This window comes from Spiroplasma endosymbiont of Sarcophaga variegata, from assembly GCF_965178695.1.
Taxonomy (GTDB): domain Bacteria; phylum Bacillota_I; class Bacilli_A; order Mycoplasmatales; family Mycoplasmataceae; genus Spiroplasma; species Spiroplasma poulsonii.
Map to the genome: position 1 here is coordinate 1,683,604 of NZ_CBCXVU010000002.1, position 19,081 is coordinate 1,702,684.

The following is a 19,081-nucleotide window of genomic DNA, read 5'->3' on the forward strand; positions in this document are numbered from 1 at the left end:
GATATGCCAATTGGAACATCTAAAACAGCCCTTATTTATGCTGTTAAAAAAAATCCAACTAGATTGTCAATCCAACAACAAGAAAAAAGTTTTGGTTTACAGTTATTAGAATTTTTAGGAATTCAAGTTTTAGCCCTTGGTTTATCAGTTTTAACTGGTGGTGTAGCATCTACTGTTGGTCTTGGTGCGGGATTATCTAATTTTGCCGCAGCATTTATTTCGTTTGGAGTAGAAACAGCAACCGATTTTGCTGTAAATCAAATATACGATAAATTAACATCAGAAGTGACAGTAAAAAGTACTGCCTTAAATTTATTACCAGCAATTGGTGGAATTGGTAAATTAACGCGTGCTGCTCGCACAACTAGAATTTTAAAATTAGCAAAAGAAACTAAACTACTTGAAAAATTAGGTGTAATAACTGCTAATAATTTAGAAGATGTTGTAAAACAAGTTACGGGTAAAAAGGTTTTATCTGATAAATTAATATTTGATTTTACAAAGCAGGCTAATAATGAAACTTTATTATATACAATTGGAAAATTAGCCCGAAATGATTTTTATAAAGGTTTTAAAGTTTCTAATTTAGAAACAATTAATAATTTATTAAAAATTGAGAAAAATATTCAAAAAATAAGTCCTAAATTAGTTCAAAAAATACCACGCGTAAATGAAAAAAATGCTAATAAATGATTGTCTGAATATGGATTAAATATTGATAAAATAAGCAAAATTAATACTAATGATTGATATAACATTATGACTAATCTTCATAAAAAAGGTGTTGGTAAAAACCTACTATTAAATGCTAATTTAATGCGGGGTAGTAAAATATATAATAATAAATTATTAAATCTTTTACATCAAACACCAATTAAATTAAATAAATTATTAAATCATTTAAACCCAAATTTTTATATTCAAAAAGTAACTAAAAAATTATTAGCCCCAATTGAAAAACAAATAATTACTATTAAACAAAAAGTAATTAGTAAAATTACTGATAAAACTAAAAAAATATTATCTAAATTTGAAACTAAGGTTATTAAAAAAGGCCAATTATTACCTTTTGCTTATGGTTCTGATGTTTTTTTAGCAGTAAAAATTGTTCCTTTATCAGTTGCAGGTGAAGTTGCTTTAACAATATATTATAAAAATCCTAAATATGCCCCTATTGTCGTTATGACAACTTTAATCAAAGCAGAACAGTTTGTTTTGGCTCCTGAACCCTTTAAATTCTATATGAACAGTGAGTGGTTTATTGGTTGAGGATTTAAAAAAACAAGTTTGTTTAATTTAGTTTCTTTTGCCCCACTTGCTTATCAGCAAGTAGTAAAAGATAGTTTTAAAATATATTGGACAATTGCTAAGATATTAAAAATGAAAGAACAATTTAAAAATAACTTTAATAAAGATAAATTGTTAAATACGCTAGAAGATAGTGTGGTTACTAGTTTATTGGGTAAAGGATTAGCATTTCAAACATACAAACAACTCAGAACAAAACAAGATTTAAACAAAACAATTAAAACAAAAACATTACTAAATAGTAAAAAATTTATATTAAAGAAAATATATTCTAAAAAAAGTAAATGATAAGGAGATGATTAAATGTTAAATGAATTATGACCAAATGTTACTTTGGAAAATTATAATAATTTTATTCCAATGACAGGTAAAATTACACAAGTTCCAGTTCGTTATAATAAGTTCTTTAAAGGTGATTTAGAATTATGATTTAAAACATTTGCTTTAAGAGCCCAAAATATGATTAATTCCTATTTGAATTATCCATTTTCAAAATTAAAGTTTGAAACATTTAAAGACCCATTATTAAAGAAAATTTGTATTAATATGGTGTTTATTACTATTGAGCATTGAATATTTAACCGTATTCCAATTGAGTTTTTTACTTCGGCAAATATGAGTGTTGGTGATATTAATTATTCATCTCAAAATGACCCAATGGCAACATGACAAGGTTTATTACCTAGTTATGCAAAATCACTGGCTAATTTAACAACTTTAAAGAAAATGTTTCGTACTTTTCAAGAAGAAGGTATTGATTTAACTATGATAGATTTAGAAGCATATTATACTCAGTTAGAAGTTGATGCATTATTAGAAAAAGAAAAAACTAAGATTGATAATAAAAGTATTATTAAAAATAACAAAAATGAAATAGGTGTTCCATTTGATAATAAAAGTATTATTAAAAATAGTGATGGTGAAATTGCGGTTTCAGATTTAAAACAAAATAAAATTACTTTAATGCCAAATGCTAGTAAGCGTAATAATGCTGATTTTAATGCTGAAACTGGTGAATTAAGAATATGAGACCCAATCTTCCAAAATAATGACCAAGTTGCAGATTTTAGTGTTATTAAAACAAACAAAACGCCTGGACTAGAAGCAACAGATGACACATTACCAACTACTAAATATATTAATGAACATTATGCTTTAAAAGAAAGTATCGAGCAGTGAAAAGAAGTTGGAGAAAGAGTAAATGAAAAAGTAATTAAATATAAATTTATTTTAGGGAAAAAATATAAAGTTCATTTTATTTGAGAACGACCAACTGCAGATTTTGTTATAACAACTTGTTTTGAATGTAAAGATAATCATGGTGGTTTGCAAACTATTTCAACTAGTTTAGCATTGGGAAAGAATGGAGCAACAAGAATTGGTTTTTTAAGTGCAGATAATTCTCTTAATAATCATAAAGTAGTAATTTCAATGACAGGTGATGAATATTCGCCAACAATTCTAAAATTAGAAGAGTTACAATAAATTAACGAGGATAATTATGGTTAATAAAAATATTATAATTAAAAATAATAATGAATTAATTACAAATGAATGCTAATTTATTAAAAGAAAAAAATAATTTAGAAAGAAAGTGGAGTGTTATAAATGAATTTAAAAGAGTATAAATCAGAAATTTTATTATTAATTCGCAAAATATTTATTTGAGGATTAGGAGCAATTTTAATAATAAGTGCAATTGTGTTATTTTTTTGCAAAGCATTTAAAGTAATTGAAATTTCATGACCAGAATATTTTTATATTGGCTTATCATTACTTATTAGTGGTGTTTTGGTCTATTTAATTGATAAAATTTTTGAATTTTTTAAAAAAGATAAAAAACAAGATAGCATTGAAGATGTTATTAAAAAAGATGAAACAAAATAAAGAGGTGTTATAAATGGGATTGTTACCTGCCAAAAAGAAATTAAAAAAGAGTTATGATATTGATAGTTATTATCTTAATTTAGCATCAACTATTACTAATCGTAAAAATGTTACTGTTCAAAAACATAATGAGATTTTAGAAAAAAGAATTTGTGAAGATAATGCTAATTTTTTAAATCCACGAGATTTAGAAATTAGCATTTATAATCCACTTATTAATAAACAAATAAACTCTCAATTAATTAATAACTTTTTAAAAATGCAAGACTTTACTAATAAGAATTGATATAACGAATATAAAATTAATAAGAATGGTAAAGGTGCATACTTTATTTTTGCTAATAATTCAAAACTTAATTTTATTACTATTGATTTTTACAATGACCAGTATGATGAATTGGGTAATTTAGTATCTTGTACTTTTGATTATGATCCTTATATTAAAAATGACCAGAGTGTTTTTATTACTGAAAAATTAGAAATTGATTATGTAACTAAACAAGTAAAAGTTATTAGAAAGTTAAAAACACAATTATACAGTACTATTACCGACTTATATATTGATGATACTAAATGAAATAACTATACAACATTACAAAGAGAAGAAATATTACCACTTAATTTTATTCCAATTGAAATTATTCCTAATAATCCTAATTTTGAACCTTCTGCTCGTTATGGTAAGCAATTTGCTAGTATTTTAGATATTATTGCTGAAAAGATAATGTTAGACCCATTATTAAATAGTGGTAAATTTACCATTAATACTAATGGGGTTACTGGTGTGGTTGACCAAGAAATTAGTAAAATGTTAGCTTCATTTATTGAAAATGACTTGTTATTAGTTGAAGGTGACCCTGATAGTAATTTTCAACCAGTAGACTATATCGCTGGTAATTTTAAAGGTGAGCAATTAACCAAAATATATGATTGATTATTAACTAATTATTATAAAATAAATCGCCATCATATTCCCGCTATTGCTAAGGGAGCACAACAAACACAAGCTGAAGTTGCTGGTGTAAATATTCAAACAAACGCATCATACGAACAAATGATATATATTAGAGAAATTAAATTAACTGAATTCATTATTAAGTTAATTAAATATGATAACGCCATCTTAAACAGTAGAACATTTAATATTAAAAATATTGATGAGTTAATTATTGATGTTCATTTACCAGTAAATGCTACTTTAAATAGACAACTAAAAAATAACGAAACTATTATCAATATGCCTAATGAAGAAGAAGGAGAACAAGAATAATGTTAAAACCATCTGAAAAAATGTTAGCACAATTAGCGCAAAATGATGAACCAATTGATTATTCAATTGATAGTATTCCGTTAGATTTTGCTAATCAATCACAATATAGCGACCCCGACTTAGAACAATTATTTACAGAAGACCGTGCCAGAACCTTATATATTTATAAAATTAATAATCTTGTTAAGACAAAAGAAAAACCTACCTTAAATTATTCTCAAAATAGCGTTAAAATAGGTTTTATTGATAAAGACGAATATATAAAAATTACTGGTTATGAAATTAGCGACTTTAATTTTAAATTACAAATTCAACAAAATACAACAATTCAAGACAACAGTACAAGTTATATAATGATTGATGAAAAAGATATTTTAATTAATGATATGGCAAAACAAGATAAAGAATTTTTAGAAACATTAGACTTAAAAATAGTATCTATTAATGAACCAATTAGTGAAGACAATAAAAATGAATGTTATATCATTGAAGAATATAAATGCCCTTATTCACCAAATGGTGTTGATATTATTAAATCTACGCATTTAGTTAAAATAACTGACTTTAAATGAAAAAATCAAAATAGCATTCATTTAGTATTACAAAAATCATTACCCGAAGATACAGTATTTACTGGTATTGAGATTAAATACCCTAAATCAATGTTATTTGGTAATATTAAATGTTGAGGAAATGTTAATGGTGTTTATTCTTATCCATCATCAAATATTGAAAACGCTATTTTAGTGCCTTTGTTATCAATGCCAATTGAAACAAATCCTAATTTAAGAGTATTTCAATATTGATTTACCGAAAGTTTTTTACCGTGAAATATTGCAAAAAACTATATTCAAGGTAAAAATATTTTAGATTTAGTAAATAAGAGTGGTTTAGAAAAAGTTTTATTAAATTTTTTAACATATCGTTATAATTATGATCGAAAATTTCAAGGGGCAAAATACGATGAAAAAGGGAACCCTACTAATAAAGCGGCTGAATTACGCCAAAAATTTGAAGGACAAAAACCCGAAGAGGTAATTGATGGTTTATTTGAAAACTGAAAGTTAGATAATCCCATATCTATTAATAAAAATATTGTCAAAATATTTAAACAAATTATCTATATGTTATCAAATTATACATACAGTAAGTATGCAATTAATAAAGGTTATAATGACGATGTTAAGTTATTTTCACCTTATTATTTTGAATTAATTTCCAATCCACGAGAGGAAGAGGTTGGATATTGAGTTTTTAAATTTGACGATTTCAAAGTTGAATTAAATTCATCTTATTTTAATTTTAGTGACGGCAGCCCTATTCCACCAATCCCAGTAAATTATTGAAAAGAAGTTGATGCAGATGATAAACCATTTAATGAAGCAGATAATAGATGATATTTTATAATTTGAAAAGCTGATAAATGAATTGCTACAAAATATAAAAATAATAGATATGAACCAAGTGTGGGGTGAATTATTGAAGATTTACACGGTGGTAAATATAGACTTATGATGCGGCCTAATGTTACTTTTGGAGCTTTTAGTGATGGAAGATGAAGACAGTGAGATAGAGATGATGGTTCATATTTTAAAGCAGTTTATCGTTGAAATGATAATAGTGAACCCAACAAACCTTTTATATCGCCTCAAACCGGAGAAATTACTGATTGAAATTTAAAACAACAAAGCAAAGTTAATAACAACAAAGATAATGAAATTAAAGTAAATGTTAAAAACAAAGATATTTCAGAAAACCCCATTTATCAATTAGAAGCAAATTATTTTAATTGATTATCAATAACAAATGAATTAGAAACAAACAATATTCCTTCTCTTGTTCCCGCAGAAATTAAATTATCAGATGGAGAATATGGTAAATATTTAACTAATTTAATTGTTTCTAATGACAAAATACAAGACTATTTAAGTTATTTTTCTCAATGATATAGATTACTTTATTCTAAGGCGGTTTGAATGAGTATAATTAAAAATTTAGTTGTAGATAATATTAAAATAATTTTTGATAAAAAACTATTTAATTTAAATCAAATTGAAATATCGGGTATATGAAGTTATGGAAATTATGATATTACAATTTTTATTGAAAAACAAAATGAAAAAATTATTGCAGGAAAAGATATAAATTTAGAATTAATTAAAAATTGTCCTATCGGAACCAAAGTTAGCGGAAAAGATAGAAATACATATCTTCAGTTAATAAAAGAAGATGTTTGATATCTTTGAAAAAATGGCGTTGAAGATGAAAAGTCATATTCAAATAAAGCGGTTGTTAATTTTTTAAAACAATCAAATAGTATAATATTTTCTTATCCACCTATAAAAGAACAAATCAATATTAATAATTTACAATTATTTAATAAAAATAATGAAAAATTATCATTAATTACATTAGAAATATAAAAGAGTCATTTTAATAAATGACTCTTTTATTACTAATTAACTTTTATATTACCATCACTATCAACAATTAAATCAGGTTCTGGTGTAGTTAAATTTCAACGATAAACTGCTTTAAAATATGAACCATCATCTCTATCTCACTGTCTTCATCTTCCATCACTAAAAGCTCCAAAAGTAACATTAGGCCGCATCATAAGTCTATATTTACCACCGTGTAAATCTTCAATAATTCACCCCACACTTGGTTCATATCTATTATTTTTATATTTTGTAGCAATTCATTTATCAGCTTTTCAAATTATAAAATATCATCTATTATCTGCTTCATTAAATGGTTTATCTTGTGGCACTATTCATTCTAAATTATCTCTAATATTTTGGTCTTTTGTATCTATTTTATGTTTTTCTTTTTCTTTTTTTAATTCATCTTCGGTGTATTGTGTTTTATTACAAGCAACTAAACTTGTTGTACTTATTCCAATTAAAGTTATTGTTCCCAAAAGACTTAATATTTTTTTCATTATTATAACTTCCTTTCACTAAATCTTTTTACAACCACAATTATATATAAGGTCAATCTGGGCTCGCGGTGATTTTCATAATTTTATGAAAAATTACTTAAAGTTTAAAAAAACTTTTGCCGCGCTTTTCAAAATACTTGGGAAAAATTCTAAGCGTTAAGCGAAGAATTTTATAAAGGTTCCCAAATTTGTTTGAAAGAATCTCAAAACTTTTTTTAACTTATAAATTATTTTATCACAAAAATTTAAGAAAATCAACCGCTCGCCCAATTCCTGCAAATGATTTTTATAGTCTTAATGATATAATTAAAGCATTTAAAGAAAGGAAGTATATTTAATTTTATGTATAAAAAAGGAAATAAAGTTAATGTTAAAATAACAAACATTACACCTTATGGTGCTTTTTGTAGAGCAGAAAAGGCTGATGGTTTAATTCATATTAGTGAAATTTCAGATTACTTTGTTAGAGATATTAGAGATTTTTTTGATGTTGGTGATGAAATTGAGGTTGAGGTACTTGATTTTAATAGAGTTAGAAAACATCTTAAATTAAGTTATAAAAATTGTCATCCTGAACTATTGAAAAATGATGATGGTAATAAAATACAAGAAAAATCACCTAATTTAGAAAAATCATTAAATACTAATTATTTAATAAATAAAAAGTAAATAAAATTTATAAATTTTAGAAGGTTTTTAAAACCTTTTTTATATTCCCATTTTAAAACGATATGGATAAGAACCATAAAACAAAGCATCATATGGGTCATGGTACATTTTACTATCGGGTGTGTTTGTTTTGGTATCACTAAATCTTAGTTCACTAATGCACTTATCTAAAAATGGGAAGTTATCTAATATGCCATATATTTTACCTTGAACAAACATTTTTCTTATTCAGGTTACGCGATTGATTATACCTGCTTCTTTATTAAGAGATGTCTGATGTTTTTTGGCTTTAAACATCTTAATTTTATAGCCTAAATAAGGGTAAATATCTTCTTGTAATTTTTGCATAAAGTCGTGTGCATTAATATCATAATGAAATGTAGCATATTCAAAACCATCAAATTTATCAAATGTATTAATTATTCATTGCCCGTAATGTTCAACTATTTCATTTAAATTCATTGCGTTTTTTGGTGTAACAACATTTTCTTCAATTAAATATTTATCATATTCATTATTTTCATTAATTTTATAACCACTAAATAAAAACACCGTGTGGTCTTCGCTACCATTAGCATAATCAACACCAATTGAATAACTATCAAATTGATACTGTTTTGTATTGGAATTATAAAAATCTTGTAAATTATACTCTTTAATATATTTACGATAATTTCGTAAAACATAAATACTTGGGTCATTATCGTTATATTCAAAACCGTAGTATTCAAGTTCAAATAAATCAGGTCGTTCTTCTTTGTTTGTTAAAACAAGTTTTTTGGTAATATCAGGTATTTTATTTCAAACAGCCCCCATTGTTAATCGTAAATTAAAAATACCCAAACCATTAAATGCTTGTTTGTTTTCTAAATATACTTGATTGTGTTCTTTTAAAATATTTTTAATTCTTTCATTTAAGGGTAAATATGGGGTTACAAATTTTTCATAAAATACATGGTATTTATCAAAAGGATTAAAAGTAAATTCATTAGAATATGTTTTATGAAAATATGTTGTTACTGTTATGTATTGTTTTGCTATGTTGTCTCATTCTTGAAATATCCAAGATAATTCTTTTACTGGAATAGGATTATCTAAATTATATTGTTCATTATCATTTTCATCCGTGTATTTTTCATAAGATACTTTTAAACTTTTTGAACGAAACATTGAAACTCTTAAATTATTATATCTTTTATCTAGTTCTTTATCAGTTAAAATTTCTTTTTCTTCGGCATGTATCATTTCATCTGTTCACGCCGATATAATACCACTACCTTTACCAACTTTACCCATAATTTTATTACCATTAGCATAGCCAGCAAAAGCAATACGAACACCACTAGGAAAAACAATCTCACCACCTTCTTTAACATTTTTAGGTCAAACAATGCCATTTTCATTGTCAGGTCCTATATCAATCCCATATTTATCGTATAGATAATTACAAACATTAATTGTATCGCCGAAAGTAGTATCTTCGTGGGTGTTGGAATATCTTCGTAAAATATTAGATGAAGCATCGGCAAAATTACAAGCAAAAAATAATTTTTCGGCTAAATGATTTCATGTTTTATTAGTACCACGCCCCGCTGAAACAAACTTAAAAAAAGTTGGCGAAGTAAAATATCGGGCATAACTATCACCAACAAAATCTTTAAATACTTCTCAATCAAAACCAAAATTATAGTCACTAAAATTTAAATCATACTTTTTATTTAAATGTTCATAACTAGTAATTCGTTTTTTGTTATTAATTTTTGTAAAATCTTGCATTTTCAATTAGCCTCCTTTTTTGATAAGATTATATGAAGTATTAAGTATCAATTAAGTATCATAATTTAAAATATTTTTTTAATTCAGAAAGGAAATTATAAAATGGAATTAAAACAAAATTTATTAGGAAATTATAAGGAAAATAAAATAATAGAAACAAACAATGAGGTTAAAAATTTATTTATTAATAGAGATAATGAGATATTTAAATTATATCAACAAGAACAAATATTACAAGGATATAAGGTGATATCAAAATTGCCAAAAACAATTAAAACAGAATATGGAGATTTTCCTATTAAAAGAAGATTATATGTTAAATATGATGAAGAAAAAAAAGAAAATATAAATCGTTATCCTTTAGATGAAGAATTAGGCTTAAAAAAATATGAAAGAATCGAAATAAATTTAAAAGATAAATATATGTCTTTTATGGGCGATGGAAAAAGATATAAAGATATTTTGCATACAACAGAGAATGTAAATATTAGCGAAAGAACAATATCTAATATTTTTAAAAATGCCAATTTAAAAAAAGTTGACTATATAAGCAACAAAAATAACAATAAAATTAAAATTCCAAATAATGTTTTATATATTCAAATTGACGGAGCTTTTGAACCAATGCGAGAAAATAAAAAAAGAATTGAAAATAAAATATTTCTTGCTACTATGCATGTTGGTGTTGATAAAGAAAAGTCAACAAAAACCAAAATAAAAATGAAAAAGAAAAAAGGCGTTTTCCAAATGATGAATAAAAATCATAATAATAAAAATAATAAATCTAATATTGATAATTTTATTGATAAAATTTTTAAATTAATAGATACTTATGATATTAATGAAGATACTAAAATATTAATATTAAGTGATGGTGAAAAACAAATTAAAAAAATTTATAGAGCAGTAAAAGCAAAATATAAAAATAACAAGGTATCATATAGCTTAGATAAATTTCATCTTACAAGTATATTTAAAAAAATATATCCCTTTCAAAATAAAAATAAGGAAAATAGAGAAGCATATCATAAAGCTGTTGATTATTTTTTTAATGGTAAATATGAAGAATTATTACAGTATTTAGAAGATAGTAAATCGTTTATAAGTGATACTAAATTAGATTTTTTGAATAAAGCTATTAGATTAATTAAAAATAATAAAGAAGGTATTGAAAACCAAACATTAGAATATAATATTGGTTGTCATGTTGAAGGTGATGTATCGCATTATATTAAGGCTGTTAAAGGGCGGGGTGCGAAAATATATTGTAAAGAAACATTTATCAATATGTTAATTGGTTCAATGTTAAGACTTAATAATCAAATTAATGATGAGAAAGTTGATAAAAATGATAAAGAAAAAATTGAATTTAATATATTTAATTTAAATCAATTTCAAAATCAATTTTTATCTTTATAAAAAAAAATAAAAACCTTTTAAAATTAGCAATAATTTTAAAAAGTATTTTTTAGTGTGTCAAAATTTATAAATTATTTTTTCAACTAAAAATTATATTTTTAAAAAAGTTGAATTTTTTATAAATTTTGTTATCATTTAATTATAAGCGAAACTTAATTTGTTTCTAATTACTTAATTTTATTAAAAACCTAAGAATAATGAATACTACCGTTATTATCTTCTTTATGAATAGTTGTGCCAACCGTAGGATTAGTTGCTGTTGAACTCGCTTTATCGGTTATTACAATTCCCTCACTATTTTTTTGATTTCAAAAGTCGTATCTACTTTCCATATCTTGATTTCAATCTTTAAAACCAGTTATCATTGTTGGTTGAATACCTTGAACGTTATATCAACTTACTTCTGGAGCAGCATAAGTATTTACTTTGTCAGGTGGGCAAGGATATATGTTATACATTAATAAATCACGAGAATTCATAACTTTTTTATTAAACTGACCTTTAATAATTGGTCGCCCAATTACTGGCATATCAAAAAATATCGGATTACCATAAAATTTAACTGCCATTGCTCTAACCCCTGGGTTAATTCTACTCATTTGTTAATTCTCCTTAATTTCTGTTCTACCTTGTAAAGCATTTTGATTATTACCAGTTTCATCATATTCCATTAATTTATTATTATGTTCAATTTCTTTGGCTTCCATTTTATCTCAGTATTTTTCAATTTTTTCATAATATTTAGTTGCTTCTAATTCATCAATATTATCATATTCAGTTATAGCTCTTATTGGTTCCATTGTGCCATTATCTAATCTAGCAGTAATTAATTCATTTTGTCGAATTTGATCAACCAAACTTGCGCTAATAAAATCAAAACCATATTCTCGTTCACCATTTCCATCTCATAAACAATAATATTTTAAAACAGTATCAAACATTTTAGTATAATATTGTTTACGATATGCTTGTAAATATGCTTGTTTTTCTAAATCTTTGGTTTTAGTTAATAAAGATTGTGTTTTATTTTGGTCATTATCTGATTTATCACCAAAAGGACTAGAAAAATGACATGCTAAATATACTTGTTCAATAATTGATTTTTGGTCTTCAGTATATGTTTCTAAGGTTGGTGTACCTTGTACTACTTGTAAAGATTGGGATAATTGACCATCTACTGCTGATTGACCTGATTGAATAAAAATATCATCAAAAGCGTCTTGTAATACTTTTTTATTACCTTTTTTATAAGCAGTCATTAAATCATCATCTAATATTCCATATCAATGAGTACGATTTGCTCATCTTTCTTTTGATTTAATATTAAAACTATCTTCTAAATCAAATTGTAATTTATAACAATTTGCCATAGTAGGCCATGGGTTTAATGTTGTTGAAGTTGATAAAAATAATGGATTAGGTTCATTAATCATTTCTCAAAAAGGGACAATACCTAATTTGTTTTTAAATTCTTGTACTAAAACAGGTTTAACATCATCTTTAATTTGTGTTTTACTTTGTCCAACAACTACTTCATTATTTTTAGGTCAACCTTTTATAACTATTTTATCTTTGGTACAAATTAAATTTAAAATAAAACCACTATCTGATTGATGATAATTTAATCAAATATCAGCACCTTGTTCAATTTCATTTATTTTACTTACTCGTGATGTAAAGTTAAAAGGGTTAATTCATAAATCAATATTGCCGTCATTAGTCTCTAATAAACCAAAGATAGTTTTACCCATTAAACTTGCTGTTAATTCATTTTTATCTAATTTTTCTTTTATTTTATAAGTTTCATATCATCAATTTAATTTTTCTAAAATGTCTTTACGGTGAGACTTAAATAAAATATCTTTACCATTAACTAATCTCATTTGATGACGAGCAATAATATTGGCTAAATTAATAGTTCAATCATAATTATAAAATTTTAAAACACTATTAATATCATTTAAGTTTGGGAAAGTTGGATAAGTATTATTCATTGTTATTTTGCTCCTTTAATTTTAAAATAAGTGCATAATTAATAATATTTACTGTTAATAAATTTGGTTCATTTGCTAAAACTTGTACACATACTTTAACTTTTTGATATTTATTAATATATTCGTTATATAAATTTAAATTACATATTGCGATATTATCTTTATTTAATTCTTGACAAAGTCTTTTTTTAACTTGTCCACAAACAGACATATATGGTCTTTTTGAATTTATTACACGTTCATCATGTATTACATAAATATCTTTTTTCATTAAGTTATTCACTCCCTTTGTTGTCATAATTTATAATCTGCTTAACTATTATTTTTAACCATCGGTACTAATTCAAAGTGTAAAGCATAAAAATCACCATCAAATGTGTCATCATATAAATCTAACATTCGTTCTTCTCTTGCATCGGGCTTATCTTCTCATTGAATTAATTCATATTGGGTTTTACTTACAGGACATTTTTCTCATAATCATTTTAATTGATTAGTATTTATTAACATTGTAAATGCCTCAATACGATGTTTTATTTTAAACTTCTGCTTTTGTGCTGGTTTAAAATTCATGTATTGACCAAAAGTATAATTATATTTTTCTCTATTTAAACTTTCTAATGTTGCATAAGCACTATCATCAACATTAATTGATATTCCTTGTTGTATTAAATTAAAGTATTGGTTTAATTGATTGTTGTAAAACTCTAAAATATCTTTAACTTGTTCTAATGGTCCTTTAAATTGTTGCGTAGCATTTGAGTGTGCATATTCTGCTACTTTATAGGCTTTTTTATCAAATGAATTATATATTCAAAAACTAGCAGCGGTTGTATGTCCTTTGGGGCTAGTAGAGTTTGCTAAGTCAACACCACCTAATAATTTAGTTGGTTGAATAATATCTGTTGCTTGCATAATATCAATATATCTTGCAAAAATTGAACCACTAGTATTACCAGGCAATCCTCAACTCCATACTCTTGCTCTTTCAATATCTAATTGTTCTAATCTTAATTGTTCATTAACTTTATTTTGTGGTAATTCATAATTAAGTCTTCAACTAGAATAATGAATAATAATTTTCATATTTCATTTTTCGATATAATTAATTTGTTCATATTTACTACGCATTATTTCTTCATTAAAAGGCATTAATTCATTACAATAACCAACAATATATCTTTTTAAACTTTCAGGGTTACATGTATTAATTGTTATTTTATTTTGATACCCACGAATAGCAAATTCTAAATCACTTAAATCTTTTTGTTGAAATTGGTCACATTCTTCTCTTCAATCAATTACTAATTTATATTTATTCAAATCAGCAAAAGCTTTTAATTTTTCTTTCCGGCTTGGTGAATGTAAACCTTTACAATATATTTTGCTACCATTTGATAAAGTAAAAGTAAAATTTGATAAGTTAATAGTATAAGGAATATGATTTTCATCTAACATATTTCAGATATTTTGAAATACACTATCTTTTAAATCCTTACTTCGATACATACTAGCAATGATACAAATTGGTTCTTTAATTAATAAACTAATTTTTAATAATTCACCAAACATTTTAATATTTGAAATAGTCTTACCACTATATCGTGTTCCAATTTGATTAATTTCATTAACTAATTCATATTTTTTAGCAAAGGGATATTTATTACCAATACTACTATTTTGTAATAATCAATAAGGAGTTTCTAACAAATAAGTAAAATGATTAAGCATTATTATCACTTTCTTTTTTAATATCTCTAATATCCGTTTGTAAATTAACAATTATTGGTTGTTGATTATTTAAGTTTAATTCTTTTTCAAGTTCTTTTTCTTGTAGTGAATATTTATAATTAAAGGCTCGTTGTCAATATAATTTAGCACCATCAGGTGTTTTCATCATAAAATTAATTATTTCACTTTCAATTCTATCAACTTGTTTTTCAAGCAAAGGAACTATCTTTTCGCTCCGATAAATTTCTTGTCTTCAATGACGAGAAAGGTTGAATTCATTGGTTAAATCATTCAAAGTATATGGTTTATTAGGTGATTTATTTTCTCAAAATTGCTCTATTTTACGATAAAAAGTCGCCAAACTTGCTGTTTTTGGATTAAATTCTTTCATTTTTACTCCTTTTATATGGTTAAATATAAGTAGAGAAAAACATATACAGAAGAACTTGACACGGTTCTTTTTTTTATTATCTATATTTTACATCAAAATAAAAAAAAGTAAATTACTTTACTTTCAGTTAATTAATTTATTAAATACATTCAAATTGTAACATACTAAATAAAAATTACTATCCTTTTTTTGCTTTAATTTTGTCGAAAACTCTTGATATTTATAAAATATACCTAAAATTAGGTATATTTTTAATATATAGAGGTAAATAAATGATGAAAAAAATAATTACAGAATTAATAAATAGCTTAACAGATGATCAATTTTTAGAATTTTATGAAAAAATAAAACAACAAGCAGACTTAATTAAAAAACAAAAACGTTTAAATGAAATTGATCAAAAATTTAGAGATAAAGGCATTATATGTCCTAATTGCAAATCTTTTCATTGTGTTAAAAATGGTCATAATTCCGAAGGAAAACAAAAATATTTATGTAAAAAATGTCGTGCTAGTTTTGATGCATTTCGTCATCATTTTACTTATTGAAGTCATTTAAATTATGAACAGTGAAATTTATTAATTCAAATTTCATTGTTAGGACAATCTAGTAAAATAATTTCTCGTTTTATTAAAACAACCCCAAAAACCGCTTGATATAATCGACAAAAATTAATGCAATCAAAACAATTAGAAAATACACAGTTAAAATTTAAAAAATTAAATGGTCAAATCCAAATGGATGAAACATTTATTAAAGAAATTCATAAAGGCAATTTTAAAGATAAATTTGATAAACGAAAAACTCATCTCGATCCATTTTCAACTGATACCAAATGCTGTATTCAAATGGCAGTTGATAGCAATAATAATATTTTTGTTCAATCCACCAATACCAAAAGATTACAAAAACAATGGATTATTGAAAATATGAATAAGCAACTAATTAAAGAAAAATCAATAATTATTTCTGATATGCAACCACTATATTTATTAGTAGCAAAACAAACAAATTCTACTCTATATTCCACCAAAACTAGTACAAACCCTGATACTAGTTATCAAAAGTTAAATAAGATTAGTAAATTACAATCCAGTCTTAAAGAAGCCTTAATTCATTATCATGGTTTGGGTTTCACTAATATTCAAAATTATTTAAAGCTCTGAAAATGAAAATACCAACACAAAGGTTTAACACCAAACCAACAATCAACGGTATTATATTTTAACGTTTAAAAAATTTAAAGCAAAATCATAATCTTACACAAAATTAGTTTTCAAATTGTCATATTGATGATTTTTTTTATTTCATCAAGAGTTTTCGACAAAATTAAAGTTTTTTTGCATTTTTATTATTTTTGTGATAAAGTCGTAAACTAAGAAAGAGGGTAAGAAAATGATAAATGTTGATAATAATTTTTTTAAGAATTTTATTAATTTATTATATATACAGAGTATTGAAATTATTCAACAAAGTTTAGAAGATTATGATAAATGAATTTTTAAAAATTATAAAATTGATGAAACTTTAAAAGAATTTAAAAATTATAAAGTAAAAGATAAAATTGAAAGAACATTAGTAATTTTAAATGGAAAAATAACTTTTAAGAGAAGAAGATATTATAAAATTAATTCAGAAACAGGTAAAGAAGAATATATTTTTTCTTTGGATAAAATTTTAGGAATTGAAAAATGACAAAGAATAGATAATTCTGTTAAAGAAAAAATATTATTATTTATTACTGAGAACAAAAGATATAAAGATATTTTAGATACTATGGAATATGTAAAAATTAGTTTAATGACAGTATCTAATATTATGAAAAATGCAAAAACTGACGAAGAATATTACTTTAATAAAAGTAATAAAAAAATAGATATTCCACACACTTTATATATTCAAATGGATGGTACTTATTTGAAAATGTTAGATTCAACAAAGCAAGGAAGAAAAAAGATAAAAAAACATACGATAGCATGTACTGTACATACTGGGTATGATGAAGAAAAATATACTGTAAAAAGACCTGTAATCGCAAATAAATTAGGTGTTTTTGAAATGGATAATATTCCAGATTATCTTAAAAAAGAAGCAGATTTAAAACCAGTTCTTATAAAATTATTTTCTTTAATTGAAACTCATTTCAATATGATACCTAATATTGAAATTATGATTTTAGGTGATGGTGCATTATGAATTAAAAATACTAAAAATTTTATGTATCAATATTTTCCTAAAAATAAAATTCACTATACAATAGATAAATTTCATCTTACAAGTAGATTTAAAAAATTATATCCATATCAAAATAAAAATAAGGAAAATAGAGAAACATATCATAAAGCAGTGGATTATTTTTTTAATGCTAAATATGAAGAATTATTACAGTGTTTATAAGATAGTAAATATTTTATAAGCGATGCTAAATTAGATTTTTTAAATAAAACTATTAGATTAATTAAAAATAATAAAGAAGGAATTGAAAATCAAACATTATGAAATAATGTTGGTTGTCATATGGAAGGTGACATTTCTCATTATTGAAAAGTTACTATGATTAAAAAAGCCATTTATAGTGAAAAAACCTTTAATTTTGTCGAAAACTCTTGATATTTATAAAATATACCTAAAATTAGGTATATTTTTAATATATAGAGGTAAATAAATGATGAAAAAAATAATTACAGAATTAATAAATAGCTTAACAGATGATCAATTTTTAGAATTTTATGAAAAAATAAAACAACAAGCAGACTTAATTAAAAAACAAAAACGTTTAAATGAAATTGATCAAAAATTTAGAGATAAAGGCATTATATGTCCTAATTGCAAATCTTTTCATTGTGTTAAAAATGGTCATAATTCCGAAGGAAAACAAAAATATTTATGTAAAAAATGTCGTGCTAGTTTTGATGCATTTCGTCATCATTTTACTTATTGAAGTCATTTAAATTATGAACAGTGAAATTTATTAATTCAAATTTCATTGTTAGGACAATCTAGTAAAATAATTTCTCGTTTTATTAAAACAACCCCAAAAACCGCTTGATATAATCGACAAAAATTAATGCAATCAAAACAATTAGAAAATACACAGTTAAAATTTAAAAAATTAAATGGTCAAATCCAAATGGATGAAACATTTATTAAAGAAATTCATAAAGGCAATTTTAAAGATAAATTTGATAAACGAAAAACTCATCTCGATCCATTTTCAACTGATACCAAATGCTGTATTCAAATGGCGGTTGATAGCAATAATAATATTTTTGTTCAATCCACCAATACCAAAAGATTACAAAAACAATGGATTATTGAAAATATGAATAAGCAACTAATTAAAGAAAAATCAATAATTATTTCTGATATGCAACCACTATATTTATTAGTAGCAAAACAAACAAATTCTACTCTATATTCCACCAAAACTAGTACAAACCCTGATACTAGTTATCAAAAGTTAAATAAGATTAGTAAATTACAATCCAGTCTTAAAGAAGCCTTAATTCATTATCATGGTTTGGGTTTCACTAATATTCAAAATTATTTAAAGCTCTGAAAATGAAAATACCAACACAAAGGTTTAACACCAAACCAACAATCAACGGTATTATATTTTAACGTTTAAAAAATTTAAAGCAAAATCATAATCTTACACAAAATTAGTTTTCAAATTGTCATATTGATGATTT

The 19,081-nt window shown here is 24.3% G+C and carries 17 protein-coding genes; 10 read left to right on the forward strand and 7 right to left on the reverse strand.

The features are described from left to right. Positions 1 to 3: 3 nt before the first annotated feature. From ACOBME_RS10975 to ACOBME_RS10995, 5 genes are all read left to right on the forward strand, one after another. Positions 4 to 1,599 carry a hypothetical protein gene (locus tag ACOBME_RS10975; protein ID WP_419335280.1) on the forward strand — a complete coding sequence of 532 codons (1,596 nt, stop codon included), beginning with the start codon at positions 4 to 6 and terminating at the stop codon, positions 1,597 to 1,599. A 12-nt stretch (positions 1,600 to 1,611) separates the two neighbouring features. Then, positions 1,612 to 2,793, forward strand: a complete 1,182-nt coding sequence (locus tag ACOBME_RS10980) for a hypothetical protein (RefSeq protein WP_419334467.1) — start codon at positions 1,612 to 1,614, stop codon at positions 2,791 to 2,793. Positions 2,794 to 2,916: 123 nt separating this feature from the next. Beyond that, positions 2,917 to 3,195 (forward strand): hypothetical protein, encoded by a 279-nt coding sequence (locus ACOBME_RS10985; RefSeq protein WP_338966369.1) that lies wholly within the window; start codon positions 2,917 to 2,919, stop codon positions 3,193 to 3,195. A 13-nt stretch (positions 3,196 to 3,208) separates the two neighbouring features. Then, a complete protein-coding gene (locus tag ACOBME_RS10990) occupies positions 3,209 to 4,465 on the forward strand; it encodes a hypothetical protein (protein WP_338966371.1) in 1,257 nt (418 codons plus the stop codon). Then, on the forward strand, positions 4,465 to 6,888 hold the full coding sequence (locus tag ACOBME_RS10995) for a hypothetical protein (protein ID WP_419335282.1): 2,424 nt from the start codon (positions 4,465 to 4,467) through the stop codon (positions 6,886 to 6,888). The genes ACOBME_RS10990 and ACOBME_RS10995 overlap by 1 nt, the downstream gene beginning before the upstream one ends. Positions 6,889 to 6,920: 32 nt before the next feature. Here ACOBME_RS10995 and ACOBME_RS11000 read toward each other — a convergent pair whose 3' ends face one another. After that, positions 6,921 to 7,409 carry a lipoprotein gene (locus ACOBME_RS11000; RefSeq protein WP_419335284.1) on the reverse strand — a complete coding sequence of 163 codons (489 nt, stop codon included), beginning with the start codon at positions 7,407 to 7,409 and terminating at the stop codon, positions 6,921 to 6,923. Between the two features lie 342 nt (positions 7,410 to 7,751). Here ACOBME_RS11000 and ACOBME_RS11005 point away from each other — a divergent pair, with 342 nt between their 5' ends. Next, complete coding sequence (locus tag ACOBME_RS11005; protein ID WP_419335286.1) at positions 7,752 to 8,078, forward strand: S1 RNA-binding domain-containing protein; 327 nt, start codon at positions 7,752 to 7,754, stop codon at positions 8,076 to 8,078. Between the two features lie 39 nt (positions 8,079 to 8,117). On the opposite strand, the gene ACOBME_RS11010 is transcribed toward ACOBME_RS11005, so the two are convergent. Further along, positions 8,118 to 9,854 carry a hypothetical protein gene (locus tag ACOBME_RS11010; RefSeq protein WP_419335288.1) on the reverse strand — a complete coding sequence of 579 codons (1,737 nt, stop codon included), beginning with the start codon at positions 9,852 to 9,854 and terminating at the stop codon, positions 8,118 to 8,120. A 102-nt stretch (positions 9,855 to 9,956) separates the two neighbouring features. Between ACOBME_RS11010 and ACOBME_RS11015 the strand changes: the two genes are divergently transcribed. Next, a complete protein-coding gene (locus ACOBME_RS11015; RefSeq protein WP_338966382.1) occupies positions 9,957 to 11,273 on the forward strand; it encodes an Mbov_0401 family ICE element transposase-like protein in 1,317 nt (438 codons plus the stop codon). 188 nt (positions 11,274 to 11,461) lie between these two features. Here the strand turns inward: ACOBME_RS11015 and ACOBME_RS11020 are convergent, their stop codons facing one another. From ACOBME_RS11020 to ACOBME_RS11040, 5 genes are read right to left on the reverse strand one after another with little or no spacing between them, the layout of a single operon-like run. Beyond that, complete coding sequence (locus ACOBME_RS11020) at positions 11,462 to 11,872, reverse strand: hypothetical protein (protein WP_419335289.1); 411 nt, start codon at positions 11,870 to 11,872, stop codon at positions 11,462 to 11,464. 3 nt (positions 11,873 to 11,875) lie between these two features. Beyond that, positions 11,876 to 13,267 carry a hypothetical protein gene (locus tag ACOBME_RS11025; protein ID WP_419335291.1) on the reverse strand — a complete coding sequence of 464 codons (1,392 nt, stop codon included), beginning with the start codon at positions 13,265 to 13,267 and terminating at the stop codon, positions 11,876 to 11,878. Beyond that, the gene (locus tag ACOBME_RS11030; protein ID WP_419335293.1) at positions 13,260 to 13,538 is read right to left on the reverse strand and encodes a hypothetical protein; all 279 of its coding nucleotides are present in this window, start codon (positions 13,536 to 13,538) and stop codon (positions 13,260 to 13,262) included. The genes ACOBME_RS11025 and ACOBME_RS11030 overlap by 8 nt, the downstream gene beginning before the upstream one ends. 41 nt (positions 13,539 to 13,579) lie before the next feature. Beyond that, positions 13,580 to 14,998, reverse strand: coding sequence for a PBSX family phage terminase large subunit (locus ACOBME_RS11035; RefSeq protein WP_419335295.1), 1,419 nt, complete (start codon positions 14,996 to 14,998; stop codon positions 13,580 to 13,582). Next, positions 14,991 to 15,389 (reverse strand): hypothetical protein, encoded by a 399-nt coding sequence (locus tag ACOBME_RS11040; protein WP_338966469.1) that lies wholly within the window; start codon positions 15,387 to 15,389, stop codon positions 14,991 to 14,993. Before ACOBME_RS11040 ends, ACOBME_RS11035 begins: the two co-directional genes overlap by 8 nt. A 272-nt stretch (positions 15,390 to 15,661) precedes the next feature. Here ACOBME_RS11040 and ACOBME_RS11045 point away from each other — a divergent pair, with 272 nt between their 5' ends. The 3 genes from ACOBME_RS11045 to ACOBME_RS11055 all read left to right on the forward strand — a co-directional run bounded on the left by ACOBME_RS11045 (position 15,662) and on the right by ACOBME_RS11055 (position 19,017). Next, the gene (locus ACOBME_RS11045; RefSeq protein ID WP_338963247.1) at positions 15,662 to 16,624 is read left to right on the forward strand and encodes an IS1/IS1595 family N-terminal zinc-binding domain-containing protein; all 963 of its coding nucleotides are present in this window, start codon (positions 15,662 to 15,664) and stop codon (positions 16,622 to 16,624) included. Between the two features lie 160 nt (positions 16,625 to 16,784). Then, positions 16,785 to 17,786 carry an Mbov_0401 family ICE element transposase-like protein gene (locus ACOBME_RS11050; protein ID WP_419335297.1) on the forward strand — a complete coding sequence of 334 codons (1,002 nt, stop codon included), beginning with the start codon at positions 16,785 to 16,787 and terminating at the stop codon, positions 17,784 to 17,786. A gap of 268 nt (positions 17,787 to 18,054) precedes the next feature. Continuing rightward, positions 18,055 to 19,017 (forward strand): IS1/IS1595 family N-terminal zinc-binding domain-containing protein, encoded by a 963-nt coding sequence (locus tag ACOBME_RS11055; protein WP_338963247.1) that lies wholly within the window; start codon positions 18,055 to 18,057, stop codon positions 19,015 to 19,017. Positions 19,018 to 19,081: the final 64 nt, after the last annotated feature.